The sequence below is a fragment of the Halomonas litopenaei genome, assembly GCF_017303055.1.
GTDB lineage: Bacteria > Pseudomonadota > Gammaproteobacteria > Pseudomonadales > Halomonadaceae > Halomonas > Halomonas litopenaei_A.
In genome coordinates this window covers 287,348-304,028 of record NZ_JAEKJT010000003.1, presented here as the reverse complement: position 1 = coordinate 304,028, position 16,681 = coordinate 287,348, and the positions used below count along the sequence as shown (strand labels likewise).

The 16,681-nt window shown below is 62.0% G+C and carries 7 protein-coding genes; 5 read left to right on the top strand and 2 right to left on the bottom strand.

All coding sequences use genetic code 11. From position 1 onward, the window contains the following. The first annotated feature begins 15 nt into the window (after positions 1–15). Both JF545_RS05410 and JF545_RS05405 read left to right on the top strand, forming a co-directional pair. On the top strand, positions 16–9,621 hold the full coding sequence (locus JF545_RS05410) for a hypothetical protein (RefSeq protein WP_206940024.1): 9,606 nt from the start codon (positions 16–18) through the stop codon (positions 9,619–9,621). A gap of 67 nt (positions 9,622–9,688) precedes the next feature. After that, positions 9,689–10,402 (top strand): SH3 domain-containing protein, encoded by a 714-nt coding sequence (locus JF545_RS05405; protein ID WP_206940022.1) that lies wholly within the window; start codon positions 9,689–9,691, stop codon positions 10,400–10,402. A 93-nt stretch (positions 10,403–10,495) separates the two neighbouring features. Here the strand turns inward: JF545_RS05405 and tsaA are convergent, their stop codons facing one another. Then, positions 10,496–11,215 (bottom strand): tRNA (N6-threonylcarbamoyladenosine(37)-N6)-methyltransferase TrmO, encoded by a 720-nt coding sequence (gene tsaA / locus JF545_RS05400; protein ID WP_206940020.1) that lies wholly within the window; start codon positions 11,213–11,215, stop codon positions 10,496–10,498. Between the two features lie 234 nt (positions 11,216–11,449). Between tsaA and JF545_RS05395 the strand changes: the two genes are divergently transcribed. After that, positions 11,450–11,971 carry a GNAT family N-acetyltransferase gene (locus JF545_RS05395; RefSeq protein ID WP_206940018.1) on the top strand — a complete coding sequence of 174 codons (522 nt, stop codon included), beginning with the start codon at positions 11,450–11,452 and terminating at the stop codon, positions 11,969–11,971. A 160-nt stretch (positions 11,972–12,131) separates the two neighbouring features. Here the strand turns inward: JF545_RS05395 and nadC are convergent, their stop codons facing one another. Next, complete coding sequence (gene nadC / locus JF545_RS05390) at positions 12,132–12,989, bottom strand: carboxylating nicotinate-nucleotide diphosphorylase (RefSeq protein WP_206940016.1); 858 nt, start codon at positions 12,987–12,989, stop codon at positions 12,132–12,134. A gap of 102 nt (positions 12,990–13,091) precedes the next feature. Here nadC and ampD point away from each other — a divergent pair, with 102 nt between their 5' ends. Further along, positions 13,092–13,661 (top strand): 1,6-anhydro-N-acetylmuramyl-L-alanine amidase AmpD, encoded by a 570-nt coding sequence (ampD, locus tag JF545_RS05385; protein ID WP_347401312.1) that lies wholly within the window; start codon positions 13,092–13,094, stop codon positions 13,659–13,661. 343 nt (positions 13,662–14,004) lie between these two features. Next, positions 14,005–16,677 carry a pyruvate dehydrogenase (acetyl-transferring), homodimeric type gene (gene aceE / locus JF545_RS05380; RefSeq protein ID WP_206940012.1) on the top strand — a complete coding sequence of 891 codons (2,673 nt, stop codon included), beginning with the start codon at positions 14,005–14,007 and terminating at the stop codon, positions 16,675–16,677. The last annotated feature ends 4 nt before the right edge of the window (positions 16,678–16,681 follow it).

The following is a 16,681-nucleotide window of genomic DNA, read 5'->3' as shown; positions in this document are numbered from 1 at the left end:
TTTAACGATGACACCTTGCAGACGCCTACAACGGCATCTGGCGTGGGCGCCATTGCTATGGGAAGCAATGCCGTCGCAGGAGCCCAGGCGACGGAAGACGGTGCCATCGCCTTGGGGGGAGAGTCTAGCGCCACTGGGGCGAAGGCCATCGCCATTGGCGAGGGGAGTACCTCTAGCGCTGATGGCGCGGTGAGTCTCGGCAGCGCACTGGCCGCCAGCGCTGCAAATAGCGTGGTGATTGGCACGAATAGTTCTATCGGTGCCAACGCCGAGAGTGCGAACGCCATTGGTGACTCCAACACGATCAGCGACGCGTCGCAGTACTCCAGCGTTATCGGCATGAATAATGACGTGGACGGTAACGCAGTACGCGTGCTGGGCAACAACAACGATATCAGCGCAGATTTTGCAGGCGTTGCTGGATCCAGCAACACGGTGTCTTCTGCATCGAAACAGGCCAATGTTATTGGCAATAATGCCAATGTTGACGGGTTGGGAGCTACGGTTATCGGTAGCTCGGGAACCGCGAGCGCCGATCACACCATCGTGATGGGCACCAACGGTACCGCGTCTGCCCTGGAGGCTGTCGCTATTGGGCACGGCGCCAATGCCAGCGAAGCCTCGAGTGTTGCGCTGGGCAGTGGTACGACCACGGAGCAGGCCGTTGGCACGACTGATGCAACGGTAGCGGGAACCAAATACACGTTTGCCGGCACTGCGCCGAAGGGCACCGTTAGTGTTGGTTCTGCGGCGACGACAGATAGCGAAGGTAATGCCGTTGCCAGCACCGAACGTACGATTACCCATGTGGCGGCGGGTCGCCTATCCGCGACCAGCACCGATGCGGTGAACGGTAGCCAGCTCCACGCGAGTAATCTCGCCATTGATGGCAACAAGACCACCATCGATGGTCACACGGCGGCGCTTGCTGACCTTAAATCTGATGCTGACTACTATCAGGCCAACTCCACCGGCACGGCGGCGTCTGCCACCGGCGCCGACAGCCTGGCCATGGGGCCATCTGCGGTGGCGGACAAGGCCAATAGTGTGGCTATCGGCAATGGCGCCAAGGCCACCGTGGCCGACAGCGTGGCCCTGGGTAACGGTGCTACCACGGCCGCCATCGTGGATACCGCAAAAGGCACCGTGGCGGGCACCGAGCACACCTTCGCCGGTGGCGATGCCAAGGGCACCGTCAGCGTGGGCGCAGCGGGTAGCGAGCGCACCATTACCAATGTGGCGGCGGGCCAGCTATCCGCGACCAGCACCGATGCGGTGAACGGTAGTCAGTTGTTCGCTACGAATACAGAAGTGGCCAAGAACAGAGGTGATATCACCACGATCAATAGTGATATTGCCAATCTGACGACGGACGCCAAGTACTACCAGGCCAACTCGACTGGTGCCGCAGCGTCGGCCACCGGCGCTGACAGCCTGGCCATGGGCCCATCTGCGGTGGCGGACAAGGCCAATAGCGTGGCTATCGGCAATGGGGCGAAGGCCACCGTGGCAGACAGCGTAGCTCTGGGTAACGGTGCTACCACGGCTGCCATCGTCGATACCGCAAAAGGCACCGTGGCCGGTACCGAGCACACCTTTGCCGGTGGCGACGCCAAGGGCACCGTCAGCGTCGGTGCGGTGGGCAGCGAGCGCACTATCACCAACGTGGCAGCAGGACGCCTATCCGCGACCAGTACCGATGCGGTGAACGGTAGTCAGTTGTTCGCTACGAATACAGAAGTGGCCGAGAACAGGGGCGATATCACCACGATCAATAGTGATATTGCCAATCTGACGACGGACGCCAAGTACTACCAGGCCAACTCCACCGGTGCGGCAGCGTCGGCCACTGGCACCGATAGCCTGGCCATGGGTCCGGCGGCCAAGGCCAGCGCCACCAACAGTGTGGCTATAGGCAATGGGGCCAATGCCTCGGTAGCAGACAGCGTGGCCCTGGGTAGCGGTGCTACCACGGCCGCCATCGTGGATACCGCAAAAGGCACCGTGGCGGGCACCGAGCACACCTTCGCCGGTGGCGATGCCAAGGGCACCGTCAGCGTGGGCGCAGCGGGTAGTGAGCGCACCATCACCAATGTGGCGGCGGGCCAGCTGTCCGCGACCAGTACCGATGCGGTGAACGGTAGTCAGTTGTTCGCTACGAATACAGAAGTGGCCAAGAACAGAGGTGATATCACCACGATCAATAGTGATATTGCCAATCTGACGACGGACGCCAAGTACTATCAGGCCAACTCCACCGGCACGGCGGCGTCGGCCACCGGCGCTGACAGCCTGGCCATGGGGCCATCTGCGGTGGCGGACAAGGCCAATAGTGTGGCTATTGGCAATGGCGCCAAGGCCTCGGTGTCCGACAGCGTGGCCCTGGGTAACGGTGCTACCACGGCCGCCATCGTGGATACCGCCAAGGGTACCGTGGCGGGCACCGAGCACACCTTTGCCGGTGGCGATGCCAAGGGCACCGTCAGCGTGGGTGCAGCGGGTAGTGAGCGCACTATCACCAATGTGGCGGCGGGCCGCTTGTCTGCGACCAGCACCGATGCGGTGAACGGTAGCCAGCTGCACGCCAGTAATCTCGCCATTGATGGTAATAAGACCACCATCGATGGTCACACGGCGGCGCTTGCTGACCTTAAATCTGATGCTGACTACTACCAGGCCAACTCCACTGGTGCAGCGGCGTCGGCCACCGGCGCTGACAGCCTGGCCATGGGCCCATCTGCGGTGGCGGACAAGGCCAATAGCGTGGCTATCGGCAATGGCGCCAAGGCCACGGTGGCAGACAGCGTCGCCCTGGGTAACGGTGCTACCACGTCGGCCATCGTGGATACCGCCAAGGGCACCGTGGCGGGTACCGAGCACACCTTCGCCGGTGGCGATGCCAAGGGCACCGTCAGCGTGGGCGCAGCGGGTAGCGAGCGCACCATTACCAATGTGGCGGCGGGCCAGCTATCCGCGACCAGTACCGATGCGGTGAACGGTAGTCAGTTGTTCGCTACGAATACAGAAGTGGCCAAGAACAGAGGTGATATCACCACGATCAATAGTGATATTGCCAATCTGACGACGGACGCCAAGTACTACCAGGCCAACTCGACTGGTGCCGCAGCGTCGGCCACCGGCGCTGATAGCCTGGCCATGGGCCCAGTGGCCAAGGCCAGCGCCACCAACAGCGTGGCTATCGGCAATGGTGCCAATGCCTCGGTAGCCGACAGCGTGGCCCTGGGTAACGGAGCGACCACGGCGGCCATCGTGGATACTGCCAAGGGCACCGTGGCGGGCTCTGAGTACGCCTTTGCCGGTGGCGATGCCAAGGGCACCGTCAGCGTGGGGGCAGTGGGCAGCGAGCGCACCGTCACCAACGTGGCGGCGGGCCAGCTGTCCGCGACCAGCACCGATGCGGTGAACGGTAGCCAGCTGCACGCCAGTAATCTCGCCATTGATGGTAATAAGACCACCATCGATGGTCACACGGCGGCGCTTGCTGACCTTAAATCTGATGCTGACTACTACCAGGCAAACTCCACTGGTGCAGCGGCGTCGGCCACCGGCGCTGACAGCCTGGCCATGGGCCCATCTGCGGTGGCGGACAAGGCCAATAGCGTGGCTATCGGCAATGGCGCCAAGGCCACGGTGGCAGACAGCGTCGCCCTGGGTAACGGTGCTACCACGTCGGCCATCGTGGATACCGCCAAGGGCACCGTGGCGGGCACTGAGTACACCTTTGCCGGTGGCGATGCCAAGGGCACCGTCAGCGTGGGGGCAGTGGGCAGCGAGCGCACCGTCACCAACGTGGCGGCGGGCCAGCTGTCCGCGACCAGTACCGATGCGGTCAATGGCAGCCAGCTATACGCCACTAACCAGGCGGTGGGTGCCCTGGATGCGGGTGTGGTCAAGTACGACCTGGACGGAGACGACAATGTCGATACTGACAAGATCACCCTGGCCGGTGGGACTGATGGGACTACGCTGACCAACGTGGCAGATGGAGGCCTGACGGCAGAGAGCAGCGATGCGGTGAATGGCAGTCAGCTCTTTGCCACTAACGAGCGAGTGAGCAAGAACGAAGGCGATATCACCAATCTGACGACGGACGCCAAGTACTACCAGGCCAACTCCACCGGCACGGCGGCATCGGCTACCGGCACCGATAGTCTGGCGATGGGGCCCTCTGCGGTGGCAGACAAGGCCAATAGTGTGGCTATCGGCAACGGCGCCAAGGCTACGGTGGCTGACAGCGTTGCCCTGGGTAACGGAGCGACCACGGCGGCTATCGTGGATACCGCCAAAGGCACCGTGGCGGGCACTGAGTACACCTTTGCCGGTGGCGATGCCAAGGGCACCGTCAGCGTAGGCACCAGCGGCGCCGAGCGCACTATTACCAACGTTGCGGCGGGCCAGATATCCGGAACCAGTACCGATGCGGTGAATGGCAGCCAGCTCTATGCCACGAATGCAGAAGTGGACAAGAACAGAGGTGATATCACCACGATTAATAGTGATATCGATGCGCTTGAGAACGGCAACAAATACTACCAGGCCAACTCGACGCTGAATGGCGCCGATGCCAGCGGCACGGATAGCCTGGCCATGGGTCCGGCGGCCAAGGCCAGCGCCACCAACAGCGTGGCTATCGGCAATGGCGCCAAGGCCACCGTGGCGGACAGCGTAGCCCTGGGTAACGGGGCGACCACGTCGGCCATCGTGGATACCGCCAAGGGCACCGTGGCGGGCACCGAGCACACCTTCGCCGGTGGCGATGCCAAGGGCACCGTCAGCGTGGGTGCAGTGGGTAGTGAGCGTACCATTACCAACGTGGCGGCGGGCCGCTTGTCTGCGACCAGCACCGATGCGGTGAACGGTAGTCAGTTGTTTGCTACGAATACAGAAGTGGCCAAGAACAGAGGTGATATCACCACGATCAATAGTGATATTGCCAATCTGACGACGGACGCCAAGTACTATCAGGCCAACTCCACCGGCACGGCGGCGTCGGCCACCGGCGCTGACAGCCTGGCCATGGGGCCATCTGCGGTGGCGGACAAGGCCAATAGCGTGGCTATCGGCAATGGGGCCAATGCCTCGGTGGCTGACAGCGTGGCCCTGGGTAACGGAGCGACCACGGCCGCCATCGTGGATACCGCCAAGGGTACCGTGGCGGGCACTGAGTACACCTTTGCCGGTGGCGATGCCAAGGGCACCGTCAGCGTGGGGGCAGTGGGCAGCGAGCGCACCGTCACCAACGTGGCGGCGGGCCAGCTGTCCGCGACCAGTACCGATGCGGTCAATGGCAGCCAGCTATACGCCACTAACCAGGCGGTGGGTGCCCTGGATGCGGGTGTGGTCAAGTACGACCTGGACGGAGACGACAATGTCGATACTGACAAGATTACCCTGGCCGGTGGGACTGATGGGACTACGCTGACCAACGTGGCAGATGGAGGCCTGACGGCAGAGAGCAGCGATGCGGTGAATGGCAGTCAGCTCTTTGCCACTAACGAGCGAGTGAGCAAGAACGAAGGCGATATCACCAATCTGACGACGGACGCCAAGTACTACCAGGCCAACTCGACTGGTGCCGCAGCGTCGGCCACCGGCGCTGATAGCCTGGCCATGGGCCCAGTGGCCAAGGCCAGCGCCACCAACAGCGTGGCTATCGGCAATGGTGCCAATGCCTCGGTAGCCGACAGCGTGGCCCTGGGTAACGGAGCGACCACGGCGGCTATCGTGGATACCGCCAAGGGCACCGTGGCGGGCACCGAGTACACCTTCGCCGGAGGCGATGCCAAGGGCACCGTCAGCGTGGGGGCAGTGGGCAGTGAGCGCACCATCACCCACGTGGCAGCGGGCCAGCTATCCGCGACCAGTACCGATGCGGTGAATGGTAGTCAGTTGTTCGCTACGAATACAGAAGTGGCCGAGAACAGGGGCGATATCACCACGATCAATAGCGATATTGCCAACCTGACGACGGACGCCAAGTACTACCAGGCCAACTCCACCGGCACGGCGGCGTCGGCCTCCGGCACCGATAGTCTGGCGGTGGGGCCCTCTGCGGTGGCAGACAAGGCCAATAGTGTGGCTATCGGCAACGGCGCCAAGGCTACGGTGGCTGACAGCGTTGCCCTGGGTAACGGAGCGACCACGGCGGCTATCGTGGATACCGCCAAGGGCACCGTGGCGGGCACCGAGTACACCTTCGCCGGAGGCGATGCCAAGGGCACCGTCAGCGTGGGGGCAGTGGGCAGTGAGCGCACCATCACCCACGTGGCAGCGGGCCAGCTATCCGCGACCAGTACCGATGCGGTGAACGGTAGTCAGTTGTTCGCTACGAATACAGAAGTGGCCAAGAACAGAGGCGATATAACCACGATCAATAGTGATATTGCCAACCTGACGACGGACGCTAAGTACTACCAGGCCAACTCCACCGGTGCGGCAGCGTCGGCCACTGGCATCGATAGCCTGGCCATGGGTCCGGCGGCCAAGGCCAGCGCCACCAACAGCGTGGCTATCGGCAATGGTGCCAATGCCTCGGTAGCCGACAGCGTGGCCCTGGGTAACGGGGCCACGACGGCCGCTATCGTCGATACCGCCAAGGGTACCGTGGCGGGCACCGAGTACACCTTCGCTGGTGGCGATGCCAAGGGCACCGTCAGTGTGGGTGCCGTCGGTAGCGAGCGCACCATCACCAACGTGGCAGCAGGTCGCCTATCCGCGACCAGTACCGATGCAGTGAACGGTAGTCAGTTGTTCGCTACGAATACAGAAGTGGCCAAAAACAGAGGCGATATCACCACGATCAATAGTGATATCGATGCGCTCGAGAGCGGCAACAAGTACTACCAAGCCAAGTCTACTCTTGATGGCGCCGATGCCAGCGGTACCGACAGCCTGGCCATGGGACCGGTGGCCAAGGCCAGCGCCAGTAATAGTGTGGCCATCGGCAATGGGGCCAACGCTAGCATTGCCAACAGCGTGGCGTTAGGTAACGGTGCCACCACGGCGGCAGTCGTCGATACCGCCAAGGGTACCGTGGCGGGAACCGAGTACACCTTCGCGGGTGGCGATGCCAAGGGTACCGTCAGCGTTGGCGCTGCTGGTAGCGAGCGCACTATCACCAATGTCGCGGCGGGCCAGCTATCCGCTACCAGTACCGACGCGGTCAATGGCAGCCAGCTTTACGCCACCAATCAGGCGGTGGGTGCCCTGGATGCGGGCGTGGTCAAGTATGACCTGGACAGTAACGACCATGTCGATACCGACAGTATCACCCTCGCCGGCGGAACCGATGGCACCAAGCTGACTAATGTGGCGAAAGGAAACCTGACCGCGACCAGCACCGATGCGGTGAACGGCAGCCAGCTATACGCCACCAACCAGGCGGTGGGGGGACTGGATACCCGTTTGGGCGAGGCGGAAACGGATATCGGCGACAACGCCGACAATATCAGCATCAATGCCAGCGCCATCAGAGATAACCGCGATGACATTCAGGACAATATCGATGCCATCGGAGGCATAGAGGCTAACGCGCGCTACTACAAGGCCAACTCCACTGGTGACGTGTCTGTCGCCACAGGTGTGGATAGCCTGGCGATGGGGCCCTCTGCCAGCGCCATGGGTGACAATAGCCTCGCCATCGGTAAGGGAGCCTCTGTCAGCGTCGCGTCCAGCGTCGCACTGGGCAGCGGGGCAAAGGCCGATCGCGCGATTGCTCCGGTTTCTGGGCAGTTTGCAGCGGGTTCCGGTGTGGTCTCCTACAACACGGGTGACGGCACCTTGTTGGGTGAAGTCTCTGTTGGCAAGACTGGCGAGTACCGACAGGTCACTCATGTCGCCGATGGTGTCGAGGACCATGACGCGGTGACGTTGCGTCAGCTCAAGGGGGCCATCGGCTCGCTATCGGATACCAATGCACTGTTCTTCCATGCCAACGGCATCGTAGACGAAGACTCCGTCGCATCAGGTGACAATGCCATGGCGGCGGGCCCTGGTGCTGTGGTCAATGCCGACGACGCCATCGGTGTCGGTTACCAAGCCAAGGTGGAAGAGGCTGCAGCCGGGGCAATTGCCATCGGCGACCAGGCCCATAGCTCCCTGGCCGATGCGGTGACGATCGGCTCGTCGGCACAGGGTGGCGGGGAACAGTCCGTGGCTCTCGGTGCCGGGGCCAAGGCCACTCAGGCAGGTGCTGTTGCCCTGGGCGCGCAGTCCGTGACAGAGGATGCCGTGGCAACGAATACCGTCACCCTTCTTGGTCAGTCTCGTACAGTGGCAGGCGGTTCCCCCTTGGCGACGGTCAGTGTCGGTGCAGTGGGCAAGGAGCGCACGCTGACCCACTTGGCGGCGGGACGTGTGGCAGCGGATTCCACCGATGCCATCAATGGCAGTCAGCTCTTCGCGACCCATCAGGCGATGAACGAGCTGGTGGCCTACGACCGCATGGGCGATGGCAGCGTCAACTGGGGCCGGGTGACCCTCGGTGCCAAGACGAGGGCTGCGGGCGGAACGGTGCTGGATGGCGTGGCTGACGGCAAGATTGCCAGTGATAGCAAGGAAGCGATCAACGGCAGCCAGCTCAAGGACACCAATGACCGTGTGGCTCGGGTGGAAGGCGATGTGGATGGCATCGAGGACGTCATCGATGACATGAACGGCGATGTCGCAGCGCTGGCGGATAGCGCGGTGCAATATGACGCAGACGGTGACAAGGGTCAGATCACGCTAGGGGGCACTGGCGGTACGCTTATCACCAACGTGGCGGATGGCAGCATCAGTCAAGGCAGCAGCGAGGCTGTCAATGGCGGTCAGATCTGGGACCTGATGGAAGACGTTGGCGATCTGCAAGTGTCGGCGCAGGACAGCAAGTACTTCCAGGCCAACTCCAGCGCTCTTGCCGCCCAGGCCAAGGGCGATGACAGCATCGCCATTGGCGGAGAGGCCGTCGCTGAGTCCAAGGGTGGCGTGGCTCTCGGCAGCGGGGCAATTGCCGATCGCGAGGGCATGAATGGCAAGCAGGAAGCTTTCTCTGACGTTGCGGTGGCATCGTCCCAGGGCGCGCTGTCGGTCGGGAGCGAAGGCGGTGAACGCCAGATCACCCACGTGGCCGGAGGTACCGAAGATACCGATGCAGTCAATGTGCGTCAGCTCAAGTCCGTGCAGGAGGGCGCTGTCAACTATGACCGCAAGGATGACGGCAGCGTCGACTATGGATCTGTCAGTCTCGGTAAGGGTGATGAGCCTGTACAGATTCACAATGTTGCGTCAGGGACGTCGACCTACGATGCGGTCAACGTTGGCCAGCTGAATGCGCTGGATAGCAAGTTCAGCCACGCCTATGACCATCTCAGCGACAAGATCAATGAAGTCGAGCGTGATGCCAGTGGTGGCATCGCCGCCCTGGCTGCCATGGCGGATGCCCCTTATGTCGCGGGGAAATTCACTTACCACATTGGTACTGGCTACCACAACGGAGAAACGGCCCTGGGTGTGAGCCTCCGGCGCACGGCAGATGACGGTCGCTGGAGTGTGGGGCTAGGGATCGGCGCATCCCATGGGGGGCCGACGGTGGGGCTGGGTGTCTCCGGGGTCATCGACTGAGAATGCATTCCCGCGTTGCATGGTGTGGGGTGTCGCATGGACATATGTTGGAAGAGGGCGTGAAACAATGAAGCGATGGATAAGCGTAGCAGCGGGCTTGCTGCTGACGCCAGCAATGGCCCTGGCAAGCGTGCAAAGCGGCATCGATGCCTATGTCAGTGGCAACTACCCCGCCGCGTATGAACAGTGGCTGCCTCTGGCGCAACAGGGTGACAAGGACGCACTGCATAACCTCGGCATCCTGTTTCTCGAGGGACGAGGCGTCGAGCAGAATACCGGGCAAGCCCTGTCCCTGCTGGAGCGAGCGGCAGAGCTCGGCAGCGTCTCATCAGCACTTGAACTCGCCGGGCTCTATGAAGCGGGACGACTGGTCCCTCAGGATGTCGCCAAGGCGGCCGAGTGGTATCGCCAAGCCGCTGAGGCGGGCTCGCCGCTGGCCCAGAACAACCTTGGGTTGTTGTACCTCAAGGGGGCGGGGGTAGAGCGTGATATTGGCCAGGCCTTGAGTCGTTTCTCACGGGCGTCTTCAGCGGGTGTCGCCGTGGCCGCGGAAAACCTCGAGGCCGTCCTGGCGGGGCTTGCGGTCAGGCAGATCAAGGTACGCGGGGCCAATGTGCGTGAAGGGGGCTCGACTGCCTTCCCCGTGATTGAGTGGGCCGGCCAAGGTGAGCAGGTCCACGTGATCGATGAGGTCGATGGCTGGAGTCACGTCTACGTCGATGATGATCGTGCGGTAGGCTGGGTGGCCAGCCGCCTGTTGCAGGCGGCGGATCCCAGCTGAGGGAAGCGCTCGCTGATGTCGTAGGATGTATTGGATCGCGCAGCTCTATCGGCAAGGCCGCAGTTACCTAAAGGCTGTACGTTACTTATCGTGTCAGCTGTTCCGCTCCAGGGCGTCCACGCAGAAGCGTAGGGCGCCTTTTTCATGTTCATGCTCGACATGGAAGCGCACGTTGACGTCGCGCAGGCTGACGCCGTACTGGCGTTGGTCGTCATCACCACGATAGGCCGGTCGAGGATCTTGGCTCAGGACCTGGACAATCAAGCGACTAAGCGATGCACCGTGTGGGTGATCATCCAGTGCAGCCTGCGCTTCGGAAGAAAAGGACACGGCATGCTGGATAGGGGCTGCGGGTGCGAATCCCGCCTTGGCATCGGGTCGACTCTCGGCCCAAGGCAGGTACGGCTTGATATCGACCACCGGCGTGCCATCCACCAGGTCGGCGCCAGCCAATAGCAAGCGGACTCCCGCCGTGGTGTCGATGTCGAGCAACTCGACCAGGGATAGCCCGAGCCGGTTGGGACGATGTGTGCTGCGGCTGGCGAATACGCCAATTCGGGCATTTCCGCCGAGGCGAGGCGGTCGAACCATCGGTTTCCAGCGTTGCGGACTAAGGTGAAAGATGAACGTCAGCCACAGGTGGCTGAATTCCTCGAGGTCCCTGACCGCCAAGGGATCGGCAAACTCGCCCTCGAGTTTGAGCCAGGCTCTGGCGTCCTTGACGAGTCCCGGTTGCCGGGGGACACCAAATTTGTCGGGAAAGTCGCTGTGAATGGTGCCGATAGGGGTAAGCGTGAAGCTGGAGTCGGACATGCTCAGGCAGTGGCTCCGGCAAGGGAAAAATGGTCGAGTGGCGTCGCAGGGAGGGCCGACGTACCGGTGATCAGCGGATGCAGGCATCGTGTCATGGCAAAGCAGTGGGGCATTATCTTCTCTCGGCTGGTATCAAGATGGAGCTGGCTATTGGACAGAGCTCGGCTTGTGGGTAGGCTTGGCGAACCTCGCCAGGCGAGGTTGATGGCTGCCAGTCCCCCAGGAGTGTCTTTCATGTCTGCCCCTCATCCAGCATCGCCCGCACAGGAAGTCCGGCTTCCGCGTATCCGCTATCGCGAAGCCCTGGCGGATGACGCCTCGGACCAGGCGGAAGTGTTCTATCACGCGGTCATGACCGGTGCCAGTCGTCATTACAGCATCGAGCAACGTCATGCCTGGGCCTCCGCATTGCCCCGCGAGGGCGCCGCCTGGCGGGCTCGTCAGGCACTGTTTACGACCCTGGTGGCGGACTGTGACGGCCGCTGTGTCGGCTTTGTCGAGTACGACATCGCCCGTGCCAGAATCGAGACGCTTTACGTCTGGCCATCCCTGGCTGGCCAGGGGATCGGCGGGCGTCTGCTCGAGCTGGCAGAGGAACGACTCAAGCAGGCGGGAGCCAGACGAATGATCATCGAGGCCAGCCTGCTGTTGGCCGAACCCTTGCTCAGGGCTGGCTGGGTATCCCATGGTGAAGAGTGGGTCGAGCGTAACGGGGAACGCCTGCCTCGCCTGTGTCTGAGCAAGGCTCTCACATGATGCTGGCATGACTCTGACCTGGGCTCCGACGTAGGCTCTGACATTTCGCTGAGACGATGACCCGGCCGCACGCCTGCCAGCGTGCGGGGGTACGCTCTGTCAGCCCTCTGTCAGCGATAGGCCCTCAATCAGTAACGAGCCCGCCGCAAGCCCCTGTCAGCTAGCTGGCTGGGCCGTCTTCCACCATCCGCATGGACAGGTCAATCGCCTTGATGTCCTTGGTCAAGGCGCCGCTGGAAATGCAGTCGACGCCGGTGTCAGCGATCGCTTTCAGGGTGGTCTCATCGACATTGCCGGAGGCCTCCAGCGTGGCGCGACCGGCGACCTGGCGCACGGCTTCGCGCATATCGTCCAGCGAGAAGTTGTCCAGCATGATGACATCTGCACCGGCTGCCAGCGCCTGGTTGAGCTCATCAAAGGTCTCGACTTCGACCTCCACGGTGAGATCCTTGGCGATGCCGCGTGCTTCCTTCACTGCTCCGGCGATACCGCCGCAGGCCCAGATGTGATTTTCCTTGATCAGGAAGGCATCGTAGAGCCCAATCCGGTGATTGGTGCCGCCCCCGCAGGCTACCGCATATTTCTGCGCGACGCGCATGCCGGGTAGCGTCTTGCGGGTATCCAGCAGCTTGACCCCGGTCCCTTCCAGCAGGTCCACATAGTGGCGCGTTCGGGTGGCCGTTGCAGATAGCGTCTGCAGCAGGTTCAGAGCGGCCCGCTCGCCGGTGAGCAGGCTCCTGGCAGGGCCTGTCAGCTCAAGAAACGGCACGTCGGGCGTCAGTCGATCACCGTCGGCGGCATGCCAGGTCAAGGTGACGCGCGGATCAAGGCGGCGGAACAGCTCGTCGACCCAGGCCACGCCGCACAGGATGGCCGGCTCGCGGCTGATGACTCGGGCGTGGCCCTGGTGTTTTTCGGGAATCAGCTGGGCCGTAATGTCCACCGGGCCGACATCCTCTGCCAGCAGGCGTGCGGCGCTGTTGCGGATCTCTTCGGCAAGGGCGTCCTGGAAATGCATGGATATCTCTGTATTGCGGCGCGTGGAGCCGACATTATAGGGGGGATAAGCCTCGGCGTCAGTGCCTGGGCGACAGACTCCGATACCGGCAAGGAGAGGCCAGTGACCTGTGTGAACGGATGGTTGAACGGTGCTCGCCAAGTGCCTTCACCGAACATCAATGAGCGGCCCGACGAGGAAGTGTCTGTGGTGGTGTTGCATTCGATCAGCCTGCCGCCGGGCGAGTTTGGCGGTGATCATATCGAAGCGCTGTTCTGTAACCGGCTGGTGCCAGAGGCCCATCCTTACTTTGCCAAGATAGCGGGGCTCAAGGTGTCCGCGCACCTGCTGATTCGTCGAGATGGCGAGTGCGTGCAGTTTGCCCCCTTCGAGGCTCGCGCCTGGCACGCTGGGCGCTCGCGCTGGTTCGATGGGCATCGCATGCGTGACGAGCTGAATGACTTTTCCATTGGCATCGAACTCGAAGGTGATCCATCGACGCCATATCGAGACGCACAATACCGACGTCTGGCACAGGTGCTGCACGATCTGTTTGACGCCTATCCACTCATCACCCCCGAAAGGCTGACCAGTCATGCTCGAATCGCCCCACTACGCAAGGACGACCCGGGTCCGTCTTTTGACTGGGCTTACCTGCGCCGCTGTTTGCAGTGCCGCGAGTCGATGCCCTAGGCCAGCGTTCTTGCATAGTTTGGTCGCGAGCCGGGTGTCAAACGGTAGTTTGTTTACAAGTGGCTGACTTTCGTCACATAACTGGCAGAGGAGCGTGGCTAAGCCATTGTGTTGCAGTGCAATATAGCTGAATTGAAAAACATTTCCATAGCTGGTTCAATTGGCAGTGCAGGGCGATTGAGGTATCTTCTTGCCCAATCGTGCCCGGTTGGCACGGATAATCTCGTAATATTACTACATGCCTGACGCTGCGAGGCGGCCGGGGATTACTCCTCAATCCCGCTCGCTCATTGGCCTCGATCGCGGGGCAGTGGACCCCCATCGTCATTCGGAGAGACGTTCTATGAGTCTTGGTTCAAGAGAAGATCTCGATCCGGTCGAAACCCAGGAATGGTTGGATTCCCTGGAGTCAGTCCTGGATCGCGAGGGCGAGGATCGTGCCCGGTACCTGATGACACGGCTCGCCGACCGTTATCGCCAGGACGGCATGCAGGTGCCCTTCTCGGTCACCACCCCGCATCGCAACACCATTCCGGTGCACTGTGAAGCGCCGATGCCGGGCGACCTGTTCATGGAGCGTCGTATCCGCTCGGTGATCCGCTATAACGCCATTGCCCAGGTCATTCGTAATAACCGTGCCAAGCCAGGGCTTGGTGGCCACATCGCCAGTTTCATGTCCTCCGCGACGCTGTATGACGTGGGCTTCAACCACTTCTTCCGCGCCCCGAACGGAGACTTCGAAGGCGACCTGATCTATATCCAGGGCCACGTGGCGCCGGGTATCTATGCCCGTGCCTACCTTGAAGGTCGTCTGACCGAAGAGCAGATGGACAGCTACCGCCAGGAAGTGGACGGCAATGGCCTGTCCTCTTACCCGCACCCCTGGCTGATGCCGGATTTCTGGCAGTTCCCCACGGTGTCCATGGGTCTGGGCCCGATCCAGGCGATCTACCAGGCCCACGTCATGAAGTACCTGCACTCCCGCGAACTGCATGATATGCAGGACCGCAAGATCTGGTGCTTCATGGGTGACGGCGAATGTGACGAGCCGGAATCCCTCGGTGCCATTCACCTGGCCAGCCGCGAAAAACTCGACAACCTCATCTTTGTCATCAACTGCAACCTGCAGCGTCTCGATGGCCCGGTGCGCGGTAACTCCCGCATCATCGACGAGCTCGAAGGTGTCTTCCGCGGCGCCGGCTGGAATGTGCTGAAGGTCGTCTGGGGACGCCACTGGGATCCGCTGTTCGAGAAAGACAAGAAGGGCATGCTGCAGAAGCGCATGGACGAGGCGGTCGACGGCGACTATCAGAATTACAAGGCCAACGGCGGCGCGTACACCCGGGAACACTTCTTCGGCAAGTACCCGGAAACCGCCGACTTGGTCAAGGACATGTCCGACGAGGACATCTGGAAGCTCAACCGCGGTGGTCATGACCCGTTCAAGGTCTACGCGGCGTATCACGAGGCGACCACCAACGCCAACGGCCGTCCCACTGTGATCCTGGCGCATACCGTCAAGGGCTACGGCATGGGTGGCGGCGATGGTGAGGCGGCCAACGAAGCGCACCAGGTCAAGACCATGGAGTACGAAGCGCTCAAGCGGTTCCGTGATCGCTTCGGCATTCCCATCTCCGACGAGCAGCTCAAGGATGTGCCGTACTACAAGCCCGAAGATGACTCTCCGGAAATGAAGTACATGCACTACCGCCGCGAGCAGCTGGGTGGCTACCTGCCGAGTCGTCGTGCGGACTTTGAAGCGCTGGAAATTCCTGGTCTTGACGACAAGACCTTCGCGTCCCAGACCGCAGGGTCCAAGGGCCGTGAGGTTTCCACCACCATGGCCTTCGTGCGTGTCCTGAATGGCCTGGTCAAGGACAAGAAGATCGGCAAGCGCGTGGTGCCGATCATCCCCGACGAGGCCCGTACCTTCGGCATGGAAGGGATGTTCCGTCAGCTCGGGATCTACACCTCCGAAGGGCAGAAGTACGAGCCCGTCGACAAGGGACAGATCATGTTCTACCGCGAGGATCAGAAAGGTCAGATCCTCGAGGAAGGCATCACCGAGGCCGGCGCCATGTCGGCGTGGATTGCCGCCGCCACGTCCTACTCGAACAACAACACCACGTTGTTGCCGTTCTACATCTACTACTCGATGTTCGGCTTCCAGCGTATCGGTGATCTGGCCTGGGCCGCGGGTGACATGCAGGCGCGAGGCTTCCTGTGTGGCGGCACCGCCGGCCGTACCACGCTTAATGGCGAAGGTCTCCAGCACCAGGACGGGCACAGCCTGCTGCAGGCAGCGATGATCCCGAACTGCCGGACCTACGATCCCACTTACGCCCACGAAGTGGCCGTCATCGTGCAGGATGGTTTGAAGCGCATGTTCGCCGACAAGGAGAACTGCTTCTACTACCTGACCCTGATGAACGAAAACTACGAGCATCCGGAGCTTGCCGAGATTCCCGCCGCGGACATCATCAAGGGCATGTATCTGCTGCGCGAGACCGAAGGCAAGAAGGGACACGTCCAGCTGCTGGGGTCGGGTACCATCCTGCGCGAAGTCGAGGCTGCCGCTGAAATGCTTGCCGAAGAATGGGGTGTCGGCTCGGACATCTGGAGCGTGACCAGCTTCAACGAGCTGCGTCGTGAAGCGCTCGGTCTCGATCGTCAGGCCTTCATCAACCCTGAGGCCAAGCCCGAGAAGCCCCATGTCACCAAGTGCCTGGAAGGGCGCAAGGGTCCGGCTATCGCGTCCACCGACTACATGAAGCTGTACGCCGACCAGGTTCGCGCCTGGGTGCCGACCGACTATCATGTACTGGGCACCGACGGCTACGGTCGCTCCGACACTCGCGAAGCGCTGCGTGCCTTCTTCGAGGTGGATCGTTACTACGTCACCGTGGCGGCGCTCAAGGCGCTGGCGGATCGCGACGAGATCGATCGCAAGGTCGTGGCCGAGGCACTCAAGAAGTACGACATCGACCCGAACAAGCCCAACCCCCTGGACGTCTGAGGCG